The organism is Phyllobacterium sophorae (assembly GCF_003010965.1).
Classification (GTDB): domain Bacteria; phylum Pseudomonadota; class Alphaproteobacteria; order Rhizobiales; family Rhizobiaceae; genus Phyllobacterium; species Phyllobacterium sophorae.
This window is the reverse complement of record NZ_PGGM01000002.1, coordinates 166,757-182,337: the sequence shown is the minus strand read 5'-3', so window position 1 is coordinate 182,337 and position 15,581 is coordinate 166,757. Positions and strand designations below refer to the sequence as shown.

17 protein-coding genes, 1 tRNA gene and 1 riboswitch are annotated in these 15,581 nt (G+C 56.2%); of the genes, 3 read left to right on the top strand and 15 right to left on the bottom strand.

The genetic code is table 11. The features are described 5' to 3' along the window. Window positions 1–26: 26 nt before the first annotated feature. The 4 genes from cysW to CU103_RS04810 form a co-directional block, all read right to left on the bottom strand. On the bottom strand, window positions 27–893 hold the full coding sequence (cysW, locus tag CU103_RS04825) for a sulfate ABC transporter permease subunit CysW (protein WP_106662808.1): 867 nt from the start codon (window positions 891–893) through the stop codon (window positions 27–29). Continuing rightward, window positions 877–1,719: a sulfate ABC transporter permease subunit CysT gene (gene cysT / locus CU103_RS04820; protein ID WP_106662807.1), complete on the bottom strand. Its 843-nt coding sequence runs from the start codon at window positions 1,717–1,719 to the stop codon at window positions 877–879. The genes cysW and cysT overlap by 17 nt, the downstream gene beginning before the upstream one ends. Window positions 1,720–1,823: 104 nt before the next feature. Next, on the bottom strand, window positions 1,824–2,831 hold the full coding sequence (locus tag CU103_RS04815) for a sulfate ABC transporter substrate-binding protein (RefSeq protein WP_106663296.1): 1,008 nt from the start codon (window positions 2,829–2,831) through the stop codon (window positions 1,824–1,826). A 288-nt stretch (window positions 2,832–3,119) separates the two neighbouring features. After that, the gene (locus CU103_RS04810) at window positions 3,120–3,395 is read right to left on the bottom strand and encodes a hypothetical protein (protein ID WP_146147747.1); all 276 of its coding nucleotides are present in this window, start codon (window positions 3,393–3,395) and stop codon (window positions 3,120–3,122) included. A gap of 208 nt (window positions 3,396–3,603) precedes the next feature. Here CU103_RS04810 and CU103_RS04805 point away from each other — a divergent pair, with 208 nt between their 5' ends. After that, entirely contained in the window at window positions 3,604–4,053 is a 450-nt protein-coding gene (locus tag CU103_RS04805) for an RrF2 family transcriptional regulator (RefSeq protein ID WP_106662805.1), read from the top strand. 29 nt (window positions 4,054–4,082) lie between these two features. Here the strand turns inward: CU103_RS04805 and CU103_RS04800 are convergent, their stop codons facing one another. The 11 genes from CU103_RS04800 to CU103_RS04750 all read right to left on the bottom strand — a co-directional run bounded on the left by CU103_RS04800 (window position 4,083) and on the right by CU103_RS04750 (window position 12,840). Next, window positions 4,083–4,859 carry a thiazole synthase gene (locus tag CU103_RS04800; protein ID WP_106662804.1) on the bottom strand — a complete coding sequence of 259 codons (777 nt, stop codon included), beginning with the start codon at window positions 4,857–4,859 and terminating at the stop codon, window positions 4,083–4,085. Between the two features lie 2 nt (window positions 4,860–4,861). Then, window positions 4,862–5,059 carry a sulfur carrier protein ThiS gene (gene thiS / locus CU103_RS04795; protein WP_106662803.1) on the bottom strand — a complete coding sequence of 66 codons (198 nt, stop codon included), beginning with the start codon at window positions 5,057–5,059 and terminating at the stop codon, window positions 4,862–4,864. Continuing rightward, the gene (gene thiO, locus CU103_RS04790; RefSeq protein WP_106662802.1) at window positions 5,056–6,015 is read right to left on the bottom strand and encodes a glycine oxidase ThiO; all 960 of its coding nucleotides are present in this window, start codon (window positions 6,013–6,015) and stop codon (window positions 5,056–5,058) included. The genes thiS and thiO overlap by 4 nt, the downstream gene beginning before the upstream one ends. A gap of 4 nt (window positions 6,016–6,019) precedes the next feature. Then, window positions 6,020–7,837, bottom strand: coding sequence for a phosphomethylpyrimidine synthase ThiC (gene thiC / locus CU103_RS04785; RefSeq protein ID WP_106663295.1), 1,818 nt, complete (start codon window positions 7,835–7,837; stop codon window positions 6,020–6,022). Between the two features lie 104 nt (window positions 7,838–7,941). Next, a riboswitch (TPP riboswitch) is annotated at window positions 7,942–8,058 on the bottom strand. Window positions 8,059–8,106: 48 nt separating this feature from the next. Then, window positions 8,107–8,673, bottom strand: a complete 567-nt coding sequence (locus CU103_RS04780) for an NADPH-dependent FMN reductase (RefSeq protein WP_106662801.1) — start codon at window positions 8,671–8,673, stop codon at window positions 8,107–8,109. A gap of 187 nt (window positions 8,674–8,860) precedes the next feature. Then, window positions 8,861–9,133: a 30S ribosomal protein S21 gene (gene rpsU, locus CU103_RS04775; RefSeq protein WP_106662800.1), complete on the bottom strand. Its 273-nt coding sequence runs from the start codon at window positions 9,131–9,133 to the stop codon at window positions 8,861–8,863. 250 nt (window positions 9,134–9,383) lie between these two features. Continuing rightward, window positions 9,384–9,728: a RidA family protein gene (locus CU103_RS04770; protein ID WP_106662799.1), complete on the bottom strand. Its 345-nt coding sequence runs from the start codon at window positions 9,726–9,728 to the stop codon at window positions 9,384–9,386. Window positions 9,729–9,816: 88 nt separating this feature from the next. Continuing rightward, window positions 9,817–9,892 (bottom strand) — tRNA-Lys (locus CU103_RS04765). Window positions 9,893–10,007: 115 nt separating this feature from the next. Beyond that, window positions 10,008–10,928 (bottom strand): PhzF family phenazine biosynthesis protein, encoded by a 921-nt coding sequence (locus CU103_RS04760; RefSeq protein WP_106662798.1) that lies wholly within the window; start codon window positions 10,926–10,928, stop codon window positions 10,008–10,010. A 79-nt stretch (window positions 10,929–11,007) separates the two neighbouring features. Then, the gene (locus tag CU103_RS04755) at window positions 11,008–11,721 is read right to left on the bottom strand and encodes an NUDIX hydrolase (protein ID WP_106662797.1); all 714 of its coding nucleotides are present in this window, start codon (window positions 11,719–11,721) and stop codon (window positions 11,008–11,010) included. A gap of 3 nt (window positions 11,722–11,724) precedes the next feature. After that, the gene (locus CU103_RS04750; RefSeq protein ID WP_106662796.1) at window positions 11,725–12,840 is read right to left on the bottom strand and encodes an endonuclease/exonuclease/phosphatase family protein; all 1,116 of its coding nucleotides are present in this window, start codon (window positions 12,838–12,840) and stop codon (window positions 11,725–11,727) included. 143 nt (window positions 12,841–12,983) lie between these two features. Between CU103_RS04750 and CU103_RS04745 the strand changes: the two genes are divergently transcribed. Together CU103_RS04745 and CU103_RS31005 are read left to right on the top strand one after the other, a co-directional pair. Further along, the gene (locus tag CU103_RS04745) at window positions 12,984–13,322 is read left to right on the top strand and encodes a BA14K family protein (RefSeq protein WP_245448602.1); all 339 of its coding nucleotides are present in this window, start codon (window positions 12,984–12,986) and stop codon (window positions 13,320–13,322) included. 1,024 nt (window positions 13,323–14,346) lie between these two features. Continuing rightward, entirely contained in the window at window positions 14,347–15,513 is a 1,167-nt protein-coding gene (locus CU103_RS31005; RefSeq protein WP_146147746.1) for a hypothetical protein, read from the top strand. Window positions 15,514–15,581 lie beyond the last annotated feature (68 nt).

Here is a 15,581-nt window from a genome sequence, read left to right as displayed (position 1 = left end):
AGCGCCATGCGGCCAGAATCAAGGGCCTAACTGGTCTGCTTCCGCTCAAGCAGATATTTCAGTACCAGCGTCACCACCGCGATCAGTGCCAGCGTAGACGAAGCAGCAAAGGCGCCGGTGACGTTGTAATCATTGAACAACAGTTCGATCTGCAACGGCAACGTGTTCGTCTGGCCCCGAATAGCGCCGGAAACGACCGAAACAGCACCAAACTCACCCATCACACGGGCGTTGCAAAGCACCGCTCCGTAGAGCAGCGCCCAGCGAATATTGGGCAGTGTTATGTAGAAAAATGTCTGCAGACCCGTCGCCCCGAGGGTGATCGCCGCCTCTTCGTCCTCGCTGCCCTGCGCCTGCATCAGGGGAATAAGTTCGCGCGCTACGAATGGGCTTGTCACGAACAGGCTGACGAGAATGATGGCCGGCACGGTGAACATGATCTTGATGTCATAGCTGTCGAGTAGCGGTCCGAGCAGACCCTGACTGCCATAGAGAAACAGATAGGTCACGCCTGCAACGATGGGTGAGACAGAGAACGGAATCTCGACGAATGTAATAAGCAGCCGCCGCCCGGGAAAACGGAAGCGCGTGACGAGCCAGGCCACGCAAATGCCGAACACCATATTGATCGGCACAACGACGATCGCGGTCAAAACCGTTAGCCACACTGCATGGAGGGTCGCGGGTTGCGCGATCTGCGAGAAATAGACGGCGATCCCCTCGCGGAAGGCATAGGTAAAAATCACCAGCATGGGCACGCCGATGAACAGGACCGACAGTAGGATCGCCGAAATGATCAGCAGCCAGTGCGACGGCCGTGAGGGCCTGGCGCCATGCCGCCGCGACGGTTGGACCGCGATGGCCGGGACAACGAGATCAGCTGCGTTCTGCATATCGAAGCTGCCAGGCCTGAATGGAATTGGTGACGAAGAGCATGACGAAGGCCGTGACAAGCATGACGGTCGCCAGGGCGGCCGCCGCCGGATAGTCATACTCATCCAGCCGGATGAACACGAGCAGCGACATGACTTCCGTCTCGAATGGCAAATTGCCTGATATGAAGACAATGGCGCCGAACTCACCCAGGCTGCGTGCGAAGGAAAGGCTGCAACCCGCTATGAATGCAGGGAAAATGGCCGGCCAGATAACCCGCGCGAATATCTGCCAATTGGTAGCGCCCAAAGACCGCGCGGCCTCCTCGGCGTCGGTCGCGACGTCTTCCAGCACCGGCTGCACCGTCCGGATGACAAAAGGAATACTGGTGAACATCATGGCCAGCGCAATGCCGAGCGGCGCATAGGCGACCTTGATGCCAAGTGGCTCAAGATATTGGCCGAACCAGCCATTTGTAGAAAAGACAGTGACGAGTGCGAGACCGGCCACGGCTGTCGGCAGCGCAAACGGCAGGTCGATCACTGCATCGAGAAGGCGCCGGCCGGGAAATTCGTAGCGTACCAGCACCCAGGCCAGAAGCACGCCAAACACGGCGTTGAAAACTGTCGCCAATGCTGCCGCGCCAACCGTAATGCGATAGGTCGCGAGCGCTCGCTCCGACGAAATGATGGTCCAGAAATCCGCCCAGCCCAAATTGACTGATTTATACAGCATGGCCAGAAGCGGCAGGGCAACGATGACGGCAAAGTATAGCAGGGTCACACCCATCGTGAGACCAAAACCCGGCAATATTCCACGCGTACTCGATTTTGAAAGCAACGACATGAGCAGTTTTCTAGAGGAAGTTGTAGTTAACGCAAGCGAAGGTTGAAAATGAAGCGGCGCGGTCAACAGACCGCGCCGCGAACATGGATTTTAGCCAAAGAAAATCACCGCTTGGTGAAAACCTTGTCGAGGATACCCCCTTCGGAGAAATGGTCCTTCGTTAGCTTGTTCCATCCGCCAAAGGCATCATCGACCGTGATCAGGCGCGTCTCGGGAAATTGCGCGGCGTATTTTTCCTTCACCGTTTCGTCGTTCACCCGGTTGAAATTCTGCGCGAGAATGTCCTGCCCTTCCGGCGAATAGAGGAACTTCAGATAGCTTTCAGCAATGGCACGCGATCCCCGTTTGTCGACAACCTTGTCAACGACGGTTACCGGAAATTCGGCCAGGAGACTTACCGGCGGGACGACCGCTTCGTATTTGTCTTCGCCAAGCTGCTTGCGCGTCCCCAATACTTCCGCCTCGAACGTGATCAGCACATCGCCGATGCCGCGTTCTGCAAATGTGGTCGTGGCCGCACGGCCGCCCGTATCGAATACCGGCACATTGGCGAACAGCTTCTTCACGAATTCCTGTGCCTTGGCTTCGTCCTTGTTGTTCGCCTCGAGCGCGTAGGCATAGGCCGCAAGATAAGTATAGCGCGCATTGCCAGACGTCTTGGGGTTGGGGAAGATTACCTTGACGTCGCCACGAACCAGATCATCCCAGTTCTTGATTTGTTTTGGATTCCCTGCCCGGACGAGAAAGGCAGGCAGTGAATAATAGGGCGATGAATTGTTCGGGAGACGCGACTGCCAATCGGCAGGAATGAAGTCACCCTTGTCGTGCAGAACCTGAACATCGGTCACCTGATTGAAGGTAACGACATCGGCTTCGAGCCCCTCAAGGATGGAGCGCGCTTGCTTCGAAGAACCGGCATGCGACTGGTTGACGGTTATATCCTTGCCAGCTTCTTGTTTGTAAGCGGCGGTGAAGGCCTTGTCGATCTGCTCATAAAGCTCACGAGAAATATCGTAGGAAACATTGAGGATTTCGCTCGGCTCGTCGGCGGCCTTGACCGGAGTGAGGCTCAGGCTCAGCGCCACCGCGGCATATACGAACAGTCTTTTCATTGAATTCTCCCAAGCTCGCCGGCGCACTTGCACCGCCGCATTGCATTCGCCACCCGATCCGCGCGACCTGATTGAAACGCGGACAATTTTTGCGAGGATGCCGGTAAAACCAGCGCTGCGGAAGAATTTATGTTCCAATGTCCTGGACTGAACTGAAATCAAATACTGCGAATGAAACAAAACAGAGCAAGCAGCCTGCAATCCGCGGCGCTGCCTGCTCTAGAGCAAGTTTTGTCTATTTAGAATCGTTCTGCCGGAGGGAATTCTTGCCTGAATATTGGAAAAGACTCACCAAAAACCGCGATGCTGCCAGCACCAGAGGAAATCTTCCTCGGTCCAGTTGCGGTGCTTCTTGGCCGAAGCTTCCTCGCTGTCGCGTTGCTTCAGATCGCCTGCATTCCGATCAAGAGTTTCAGCAGCAAAAACGCCCCGCCACAAGCGTTCCGCCCGATTAAAAATGCCTGATACTTCACTGTACATTGCGACCTCCATAAACAATTCGGTTGCAGAGTGGAGTTGCCTTTTGCGGTCAACCGATAGCCGATGATGACTGCTTGAAATCATTTGTCAACAATCTCTACCGGGTTAATCGTGTATGGATTTTGAAGCGATCTTCGTTGAAATCTTAATGAATTATTATTTTTCAGGGTCTTACACATTATTTTTGAGACATTTATCGGCCGCAGAAAAACTCATTTTTTTAACATTTTTACACTAGAAAATGCGGTGCGAGGGACTATGACTGCACCACAACGGTAGTCAGGCAAGAAAAATGATATCGCAAAAAGCCAAATATGCTCTGCGGGCGCTCGTCGTTCTCGCCAGGGCAGATGCCGAGAAGGCTCTCTTCATCTCGGATATCGCGGAAGAACAGAACATTCCAAAGAAGTTTCTTGAACAGATTCTGCTTGATCTGAAGCATCAGGGCATTGTCATGAGCCGTCGTGGCAAGATGGGCGGCTATCTGCTGCTCAAGCCAGCCGAAGACATCACCTTCGGCGAAGTGCTCCGCCTCATTGATGGCCCGATCGCACCTCTGCCTTGCCTGAGCAAGATCGCCTATCGCCGCTGCGAGGATTGCCAGAGCGAGGAGACATGCGAAATCCGTCATGTTTTCAACGAGGTTGCCAATGTCACGCGCGGCGTTCTCGACAGGACGACCATCGCCGATTGTCTCGTCTATGGCGAGGACGGTAAGATAGCCGAGATGCTCGACAGCTAGAGCCTCGGGCCTTGAGCTTGCAGACCCAGCTATTGCGCAAACACCGCCTTGCCGATCACCGGCGTTGACGGCACGGCCACATCGCGCGGCTCCAGCATGCCGGCGCGATAAGCAGCCCGGCCTGCCTGCGTTGCTAGTGCGAATGCGCCCGCCATCGCCACCGGATCAGCCGCCTTTGCCACCGCAGTGTTGAGCAGGACCGCGTCAAACCCAAGCTCCATAACCATAGCCGCATGCGAAGGACGTCCCAGACCGGCATCGATGATCATTGGCACTTCAGGAAAATGTCCCCGCAATGACCGTAATGCATACAAATTGAGCGGACCGAGCGCCGAACCTATTGGCGCGCACCATGGCATCAACACTTCGCATCCAACGTCCAGCAGGCGCTCGGCGACTACAAGATCATCTGTCGTATAGGGAAAGACCTTGAACCCGTCATCGGACAAGATACGGGCAGCCTCGACCAGCGCAAATACGTCAGGCTGCAGCGTATCATGATTACCGATAACCTCGAGCTTGATCCAGTCGGTCGCAAACACATCCCGCGCCATTTGCGCTGTGAGGACAGCCTCCTTGAGCGTATGGCATCCAGCCGTATTCGGCAGAATGTGCGTTCCCAGTGACCGGACAAGTGACCAGAACCTGTCACCGGATTTACGACCGGCCATTTCACGGCGGAGCGATACGGTGATGATTTCCGTGCCGGAAGCTTTGATCGAATCCGCCAGGATGGCAGGCGAAGGATATTGCGCCGTCCCCAACAAAAGCCGGGAGGAAAGTTCGGTCTTGTAGAGTCTCAGCATGTTTAGCCCCCCTGCCGCGGAGTGAGAATTTCAACCCGATCGCCGTCATTCAAGCGGCAGGCCCAACGATCGGGTGACCGTACCAATTCGCCGTTCACTGCTGTCGCCAGCCACTCGCCCTCGAACTCCAGCTCCCTGAGCAAAGCGTCAAGAGATTGCGCGGCAACGTCGTGCGGTTCACCATTGACGAAAAGTTTCATGGGCTTTCGCTCCGGGTTTGAAAAATCATGTCGGCGGCCCGCATAGCCATCGCCGGTGCAAGCAGAAATCCGTGCCGATAAAGTCCATTGATGCTGATCGTGTGTCCTTCGCGTACCACACGCGGCAGATTGTCCGGGTAGGCCGGGCGTACCCCAGCCCCCGTCTCGATGACTTCGGCCTCCCCAAATGCCGGATGCAGACTATAGACCGCGTTGAGCAATTCCATCATCGAACGCGCCGTGATCGGTCCATGCGAGTCGCTTTCAATCATCGTCGCGCCCACCATGAAGGTGTTGTCCTCACGCGGCACGACATAGGCCGGGAAGCGCGGGTGAACGAGCCGGACCGGACGCGATAGCGAGATATCAGGTGTGCGCAAGATCAGCATTTCCCCGCGCACACCGCGTATGTCCTCATCGGCCGCAAAGTACCCGGTGCAATCAATGATCCAATCAAAGCTGCCCGCTGCAGAATGCGATAGATCCGTTTCAAACGAAACGCCCGCGGTGGCAAGCCTTGCGGCCAGACTTATCAGTACGTGTCTCGGGTCGAGATGTGCTTCCCCTTCAAAGAACAAACCTCTGCGAAAGCGCCCGGCCAGATCAGGCTCAAGCGCTGCAATGGCCTCTTCCTTGACCACTTCATAGCCGGATGTCCGCGACCCGAACCGGTCAACTTCCCTGACGTCGCGCGCCGGGGCAAGGACCAGCGTACCGTTGCGAATGACGGAGCCGGGCAGCGCGGCGTCCCACCAGTCCGCTGCTCGCAAACCGAGATCCACAACCACCTGGTCGGCGCTTTCCCGCTCGCAATAGGGGGCAAGCATGCCCCCTGCATACCAGGAGGCTCGCCCGCTGGTGAGAGGATCTAAGACCGTTACATGCGCCCCGCGCGACGCGAGTTCGTGGGCAGCGGCGAGCCCCGCGACGCCGGCGCCTCTGACCAGAACGTCCACGATGTCAGGCCTCGCTGTTGAGCGGCATGTAGAGATCGCCGCCCTCGCGGAATTTCTCCGCCATGGCTGCCATGCCCTCCTTCTGCGCTTCGGCGCGGATGTCGTGGGAAATGCGCATGGAGCAGAACTTCGGTCCGCACATGGAACAGAAATGCGCCACCTTGTGCGCTTCCTTGGGCAAGGTTTCATCGTGATAGAGCCGTGCCGTTTCGGGATCGAGCGAAAGGTTGAACTGGTCTTCCCAACGGAACTCGAAGCGCGCCCGCGACAGGGCGTCATCACGCAGCTTCGCCGCCGGATGCCCCTTGGCGAGATCCGCCGCATGGGCTGCGATCTTGTAAGTGATCACGCCGACTTTTACGTCGTCGCGGTTGGGCAGGCCAAGATGCTCCTTCGGCGTCACATAGCATAACATCGCCGTGCCGAACCAGCCGATCATCGCGGCACCAATACCCGACGTGATGTGGTCGTAGCCCGGGGCGATATCTGTGGTGAGCGGTCCAAGCGTATAGAATGGCGCCTCGCCGCAAACGGCAAGCTGCTTGTCCATGTTTTCCTTGATCTTGTGCATCGGGACGTGACCCGGCCCCTCGATCATCACCTGGCAGTCCTTGGCCCAGGCGATCTGCGTGAGTTCGCCGAGCGTTTCAAGTTCGGCAAATTGCGCCGCATCATTGGCATCGGCGATCGAGCCCGGCCGAAGGCCGTCCCCCAGAGAAAAGCTCACATCATAGGCACGGCAGATATCGCAGATCTCCTCGAAATGCTCGTAAAGGAAGCTCTCGCGGTGGTGATGGAGGCACCACTTGGCCATGATCGAACCGCCACGCGACACGATGCCTGTCACGCGGTTCACCGTCAGGGGGATGTAATGCAGGCGCACGCCGGCATGGATGGTGAAATAGTCCACCCCCTGCTCTGCTTGCTCGATCAGCGTATCGCGGTAGATCTCCCAGGTGAGGTCCTCGGCGATGCCGCCAACCTTCTCCAGCGCCTGATACAGCGGCACGGTCCCGATCGGCACCGGAGAATTCCTGATGATCCATTCGCGAATATTGTGGATGTTGCGCCCGGTGGAGAGATCCATCACCGTATCCGCACCCCAGCGGATCGCCCAGACCATCTTCTCCACTTCCTCCGCCATGGAGGACGTGACGGCGGAATTGCCGATATTGGCGTTAATTTTGACCAGGAAGTTGCGGCCGATGATCATCGGCTCAAGTTCTGGATGGTTGATATTGGCCGGAATGATGGCCCTGCCGCGGGCTATTTCCTCGCGAACGAATTCCGGGGTCACATAGTCCGGCACGGAAGCGCCAAATGACTCGCCGTCGCGCACAGCGGCCGTTCTCGCCGCCTCACGGCCAAGATTTTCACGGATCGCGACATATTCCATTTCCGGCGTGATAATACCGGCTCGTGCATAGGCGAGCTGGGTAACGGCCTTGCTGCCCGCTGCCTTCTGCGGCTGATTGCGGATCGGAAATTCCGGCGTCAGGCGCTCGCCGGTGGCAAAACCATTGTCGGCGGGAATGATGTGCCGGCCCTCATAGGAATGGGTGTCACCTTGGGCGGCGAGCCACGGCTCGCGGATACGCGGCAGACCCTTGGCGATGTCAATCTCAACGGATGGATCTGTGTATCGGCCCGACGAATCGTAAACCGTGAGGTTGGGTTCACCGGCAGTTGGATGAACAGCGATCTCGCGCATGGGCACGCGAATCCCGGTATGAATGCGACCCGGTTTATAGATTTTGGTGGAGGCAGGCAGCGGCCCGGTCGAAACCTTCGGGGCCTCGGTGATTTTTGCTATAGCGGTCATCATCAGGTTCCTTTGCAGTTTATTTGCGTGGAAACCCAGTTCTGTGCCGGAAGGATGAAAGGAGTTCGCGAGTCCGAAATACAAGTCGAGCCGAAGCACCAAACGCGAAGACTTTTGCACCGTCCCTACGCCAGTATGAACTGGATCAGGTTCAACGGGTCACTGCGCTGCAAAAGCCAGCAGTATCTCAGCCCCTTGTCGGGACTCCCCTGGTGAATAACCCTAACTGACCCGCTCGCGACTTCGTTGTCAAGCGGGTGAATGTCTTGCTATGCGCGAAGCTGTTTCAATGCGCCAGCCCATTTGGTTAGCTCGCCGAGCATGGTCATTGTACTTGTCACGATGCTTTCACTCGGCTGGAATACGCCTTCATCGTTGATATACTGCTGATACGAAGACACCGGAACGCCTTCCGGAATGGGAACCATGCGCAATCCGGCCATCAGTCCCTTGACTGATTCGACCGAGCGCAAGCCTCCCGAGACACCGCCATAGCTGACAAAACCCGCGGGCTTGTAGTTCCACTCCTGCCAGAGATAGATCATCGCATTGGTCAGCGACGGCGGCGCGAAGCAATCATATTCCGGGGTAACGAAAACATAGGCATCACCCGAATCGATGATCTCGCTCCATTTGCGGGTGTGCGCGTGTTCGTATTTTTTCAGGCGCGGATGATTGGGTTCGTCAAAGATCGGCAGATTGATTTCGGCAAGATCGATCAGAACAGGTTCAAACCGGCCATCTTGCCTGGCAAATTCATTGAACCATTTTGCAACTGCCGGCCCGCCACGGCCGGGCCGTGTGCTGGCGATGATGATGTTGAGCCTGAGCGCCATTGTAACTCCATAGGACGGTTGAATCATGTCGCCTATGAATAGGAATGCCACGTCTCGCTTCACAAGAAGGCACTTTTTGGAAACCGGATAATTCTGTCAAAAGCCTTCATGAAAAACGAAACCCGCTACAGCAAAGGCTGTGCGGGTTCTGTCGTCTCAGCAAATGACCGGTCGGGCCGGTCAAGGATTATCTGTTGAAATCGCTGCCATTGTTGGCAGCCGGACGGGCGACGCGTTCCTTTTTCTTCGGACCGGGCAACAGGCCCTCGCGCTGTGCCTGTTTGCGTGCAGCCTTGCGGGCACGGCTCACGGCTTCTGCCTTTTCGCGGACACGGCGCTCGGACGGCTTTTCGAATGCCTGACGCGCCTTCATTTCACGGAAGAGACCCTCCCGTTGCATCTTCTTCTTCAGGACCCTCAGGGCCTGTTCGACATTGTTGTCACGGACGAGAACTTGCAATCGTTTTCCTTACCCATGCTTGCCTCGTCTTGCAGAACCACAATTGACCGCAATCAGACAAGCGTTTGAAGAATTGCCACTACGGCAATCCGGAGAAGCGCGGACTTTATGCATTTCCGCGCCAAAAATCCAGTGCGCCCGAGCAATTTACTCGGGCTTTCCTTTATTTCCCGCCAGTTATTCCGATCAGCCCGGCGGGTACCTTTTGTATTCCGGGACGCGGCAGCCCGATTTGGGTCCCGCGGACGAATCAAATGGCTGCGGTGATGATGATCTCGACCTTGTATTCCGGGGTCGCGAGCTTGGCTTCGCCGGTTGCCCGTGCCGGTGTATTGGCCGGCTCGACCCACGAATCCCAAACTGCATTCATCTCGCCGAAGTCTTTCATGTCATCGAGCCAGATAATGGCCTGCAGCAGCTTGGACTTGTCGGTACCCGCTTCCTTGAGGAGGCGATCGACTGCCGCCAGAACGTCCTTGGTCTGCTCGGTGACGCTCTTGCCTGGCCCGCCAACCTGACCGGCGAGATAGACAGTGTTGCCATGGATAACGGCCTGGCTCATGCGCGGACCAACTTCAATGCGACGAATGCTCATGGAAACTCTCCTCTAGCGATTTGCGAGCAGGCAGGCGCCTGCCTTGCATGCATGAAAAAAGGGCCGTGCGGCCCTTTTTTCGAAAGAATGGTGGGCACAGTAGGGATCGAACCTACGACCCGCTGATTAAGAGTCAGCTGCTCTACCAACTGAGCTATGTGCCCGTCAGCCGCTTTGACGACCGAAGGTGAGGGCTCTATAACGGCGCAAATTCTGCCTGTCCAGCCCTTCTTGAAAACTTTATGACGGCGGCGGACAGTAACAGCGCAAAGTCGAACCTCACACAAAAAGCTGCCCCTCCGCAATCTTGATCGCGGAGCCGCCGATACGCCCGCCTGTCAGCTTCTGGTCGACGATGTCGAGTTCAAGACGCAGGTGAGACGGCCGCCCCATTTCGTGCCCCTGCTCTATCGACAGCCGCAACACACCATCGAGCGGCTCATCAAAGGCATGGATGGCTCCTGCGAAGGCAGCCGTCGCTGACCCTGTCGCCGGATCTTCATAGGTGCCGTCATCACTGACAAACATGCGCGAATGAAAATGGCTGCCATGCAGGATCGTCTCGCGGCAATAGGCATAGACCGGCAGCTGGCGATGGCCAATCGTGGGCGCGACATCCTTCATGGCGGTCTGGTTGATTCTGATGCGTCCCGCCGCTTCGAGGCCATGGATCGGCACCAGCAGAAATGGCACGCCAGCGTCCCATATGCTCGGAACATGGTTCTCGAACCCAATCTCCCGCGGCTCAAGCCGCATCGCATTGGCGATGGCGATCTTGTCATATTTATAGGGTATCGCTTGGGGCAAGCGTGGAAGGTCGAACTCGGCAAACGCACCGCCTGCACTCAGCTTCACCCCGCAGCGTACAGGTCCAACCTGTTCTTCCAGAATGATCAATGCATCCTGCTGCCCCTCCTTGCCATCGCCAAAACGGCGCTGAGCCAGCGCCACAGCAGTTCCAACTGTCGGATGCCCCGCAAACGGCATTTCGTAGTCGGGTGTGAAAATGCGGGCCCATGCGGTATGGGCCGGGTTTTTCGCGGGCAGGATAAAGACAGTCTCTGAAAGGTTGAACTCTCTCGCGATGCGCTGCATGGTGAGGTCGTCCAGACCTTCCGCGTCATGCACGATGGCTAACGGATTTCCGGTCAGCACCTTGTCGGTGAAAACGTCAAAAACCTCATAATTGCGACCGCTCATTTGAATTTCTCCCGGGCATTGTCCGGAGAAAATAGACCAAGGCGTGGGGTGTTCAAGTCAAACCTTGTGACGGTAACATTCAGCGATGTCCGAAATGCCAATCGGCAAAGGTTCGAAACGTCAGCGGCGTCGCTTCACCCATTTCACCCGCAGCTGAAATAGCCGTAATATCGTCGAGTTCGGAATCAACCTGGGACGAGATATGTGCCCGGATACGTTCGAGCAAATCATCTGCGCTGAGATCAAAATAATGACGCAGGAACAGCGCTATGTTCCGGTTGGCGGTGACCAGATGAATGTTTCCGTCGCGCTTCCCGGCTTCCGGGAGGACGATGCCGGTTTCTTCCTCGACTTCCCGGTGCATGTTGCCTTCGATATCGATGTATTCACCCACCACATCATCGTCATCAAAGGAACCGGCAGGGAAATAGATCCGGCCAGCTGCTGAAGTCGAAGGAGCCATCCGGCCCGCGATCAATTTGTTGTCGTTGGAAACAATGACCCCGACGCCATAGATGTGCCAGGGCTTGTCATTCGATGTATTTGCCTTCCAATGCATCATCGTGGCAAAGCGAGTGCGATGATACCTCGCCTCGAATGCTTCGACTGACAGATGTGCCTCCTCGGCCATGAAGAACGAGCCATTGAACAGGGCAGGATTGGCGGTTGTGGCCCTTTGCCAGTTGGAGGCGATTGCCGCGTTGTGCTGCAACTCATAGCGCAGCGGTGCACTGTCTATGCGCACAATTGCGCTCTTGATCGGGATGACAGTCTTTTCGGGAATACCTATCATAAATCAAACCATGTTGAGAGAGACTGCGACCGGGCAATGGTCGCTGGCTTTCGGTCGGTCCCAGCCTACGCGGGGAAACCGTTCTACCTCCTGATTCGGTGGAAATATGGTCCGGTATGGTTGACCGCGCCGGATAATATCGGGGACCGCACTGGTATTGCTGCGTGCCAGGGCCGGCGACGCCAGGATATAGTCAAGCTGACACAGGTGGCGCTCTTGCGGCCCACGCGTATGGTAGAGCGTCCATCGATCCATGACGGGGCGGCGTTCCACCAGATTTTCGCAAAAACCGCCTTCCAGCAGGATGTCAACGCTGCTTGAAGGTTCGCTGACGGGCTCGAACGTATATCCGGCAAGCGAATCGCCGCCGATGATGATCCTTTCGCGATAGTCATTGAAATCGCCGCAAATCACCCAGCGCTTGTCTGCCGAACCGCCACTTGACGCATATTTGTCTTCAATGATCCGGCGCACCGCCTGCGCTTCCGCAATCCGCACCGGCATGGTCGATGCACGCCCGTCCAGCCCGTTGCGCGGCGAACCCATTGATTTGAAGTGGCTGACAAATAGCGTCAGGGGCATGCCACCGATGAACAAATCGATCTCGAGACAATCGCGCTTGAAGATGCGCTCATGCGGTTCGATGCCGAGCAGCGCCAGCTCCGGGCCATGGATGCCCAAATCATTATAGGTGTTGTGGGCATGACTGGTCATTTTGACGAATTCGATCGGTTCCCCATAGCGGGTGGTCTCCCGCATCAGCACCGCCACGTCGATGCCGCGGCTGTCATTGCCCTCGATCATGTACTTGTGCCGGTAGCCCTCTCCCACCATCTTGAAAAGATAGCCGAATTCGAATGCATTCAGCGCGCCGATATTGTCCACCTCCTGCAGGCAGAGAATGTCCGCGTGGGTCTCGGCAATGGCCAGTGCAGTCAGTTGGCGGGTATCGTCGGCATGGGCGATGGTCCGTGCCTGCTCCAACTGCCGGTATTGTTCCTCATCCTGAATCTGGAAGAGTTGCAATGTCCGGTCCTTGTTGAGATTGTTTTTGAAACCCGAGAAGTCGAAACGGTTCATGAGATTTTCGACATTGAACGTAGCGATGCGGACAACCATGCAAGACTCGAGCGTTTGAAACAATCTGTGGAGCAACTGCGTTCCTCCAGATTGAACCTATCCTTATTGACGGATTGCCACCAGTAGCGATCATCGCAAGATGCGCCTATATGAGATGGATGACGGATCATGGCGGAACGATAATGACAGCTTTGAAAATCCTGCCCGCGGCGCTCGGCCTCCTGTTGGCAACGCAACTTGTCAGCGCTTCCGCTCAGGGAGTCGAGACTTATCGGCCGGCACCGCGCGGTCTCGACGTGGTACCGATCAAGCCGCTTATTCTTCGCAACGGTTCTCCGATCAATCCGGCGTCACGCGATTGCACCGGATCATCCCGTTGCGTTGACTTCCGCGTGCGCCGCCCGGTTGGCCCATCCGGACCGACGCAAACGGAGCGCTGCCGGGCCCAATACCAATCCTATCGGGCTTTCGACAACACCTACCAGCCGTTCGTTGGCCCGCGCCGCCGCTGCGATTTGTAGGATCCTCCAAAAACACGTTGCGAAGTCCACTTGGGGCAATCCGCGAGGATGACCGCTCAGGGACGCCGCTATCGGCCCCGCCAAACCCTCGACATTGCCCACACATTCCCTCCGGCAGACTGCTTCGATATGAGCCTACACCTCTCCAAATATTAGGCAGCCCGCCGGAGAGCCGATGCACAGTTTCAATCAACTCAGCGATTAGAGCCTCGGGCGAGGATAATTGATGCGTTCCGCCTGTCCAATGTATCGCTCCAGGGCTGCAAATCGTCCCACGCGCGCACTTTTCCGTCTTGGTGAAGTATTTGGCACGAAACCTGCTTTACGAATGCAGCGGTTCGATATTTAGCCGCTTTATTGATTGAAAAGCCCGCATTCGCAGCGGGATACAAAGATATTTTCAGCAATTTTTGTGGGGTATGAAGTGAAAATAAATTTCGGAATCAACCATAAGAAGCAGTCCTCTTCGGACGCCAATCAGGTCTCGCAGCTGCGGCGCGCGCTTCTGATGGGCTGTGCCTATTTGCCTGCCGTACCGCTCCTGACAATGTTGGGTGGATGCAACGAGGGCGGCAACGGGACCCAGGAAGCGGTAACCACTTCAACGACATTCAACATTCCGCCGCCGCCACCGTCGGACGTGCCCGCGACACAAGGGCTGTCGATACCGCTGCCACCATACAAGACAACTGACCCGCTGCCCGGGTCAACAGCCGTGCCGACCGGGTCAACAGCCACGCCGCCAGGGGAAAACGACGCCGCGCTGGGAGGAATAGACGCAGCTTTCCAACAAACGGACTTTACGCCCGGGCCAATTGGCATGGCGCCGTCCGGGCTAGCAAACCCGGGGTCAATGGAAGGGAAGACCTGGCGGCCACCCGCGCCATCATGGCCGAAAAAGGTCGGTATCTACAATCTTGAGTATAATTCGTTCTCGCAGGTTTCCGCGCGTGGTGCGAAGGAAGATATGGGGACCTATCTGAAGCGCTCGCTTGATAACAGGTTTGCGCTTTTCTACCGGGCCATGGTGAAAGCTTTTGAGAAACATCCGCCCAAGGAGTTCGAGGTCAGCTTTTTCACCGCTCCGGAATTTTACTGGAACGTGCCCTGGGGGGATTTCCTGACCGAAGACGAATTGAAAAATTCAGCGGATTTGTTTCTGGATACGGTCAAGGCAAATGTAAGAACACTGATATCCAAGTTTCCGGCGAGCCTGTACGGTCACATCGTCCTGTTGCCGGGCACGGTCGCAGCACTGAAACCAAACCCCAACATCAAGCCGACCGGCAGCGGAGCGAGCAAGATCAAGGTTGTGTATGAGGCGTTCAATTATCTTACCTGCACGCACAATCTGCCATTGGACGATTCGGATTATCCGCGCCCCGCCTATATGATCTGGCCCAAACGGGTCGTGTCATCGATCGACTTCATTGATGGACGCAACTGTACATATTCGGTTGCCGCACTGCCTAAAAATCCGGTCAATACGCATTTAACTGACAGCGTAGAGAAATGCCTCCTGAGCGATAAGGGCGATCTGACGATCTATATCAAGTTCGTAACCTCGACAGTCGGGCAATCCTTCGATGCGCACGACCAGCCTTTTCCCAAATTACCGGAAGGCAATGCACCAGCAAAAAAATTTCATAACGACATCATCGATGGCCTGCCCTTCGGCATTGATATTTGCCTGGATTACGCTATGGCCAGCGTGCAAAAGGACACCTTTCGCATGGCCCAACTCGAAGATCAGACTTTCAAACTGGATTTCGTTATTGCTGCCGGGATGAGTTTGGACACCGCGACTTACCTCAAGACGAAACATGTACAATATGCGATCCACAATGACGGTATTGTGAGTTCCAGTGAGAGTAACCCACTATTCAGCACTATCTGGAAATTGAACCATCAACCCACGGGCTCGCCTACTTTCACAACTCTGGTGCCACTCGATGCCAAGAAGGAAATCGATACAAAAAATGGCGTGGTCTCTGTCTTTGACCAAAAACTGAAACTCCCGATAGCCTCGCCCATGGCTGGCATCCCGGAGATCAAGGACAAGATGAATGATGTTAATGTGCGCATCTGGTCATTGGACATCGACAATTCAGATAAGCCAGGCGCTGCGCTCGTCGCCAGCAATCCGGGAGTAAATACGACGCTGGTCGAGACCATCCAGTTTATGGAATGATCCGGCGCATGCATGGTTGCGAGCTCGCGGCAACGCGGGCAGACTTGACGGACAGTTTCTGAACCAGA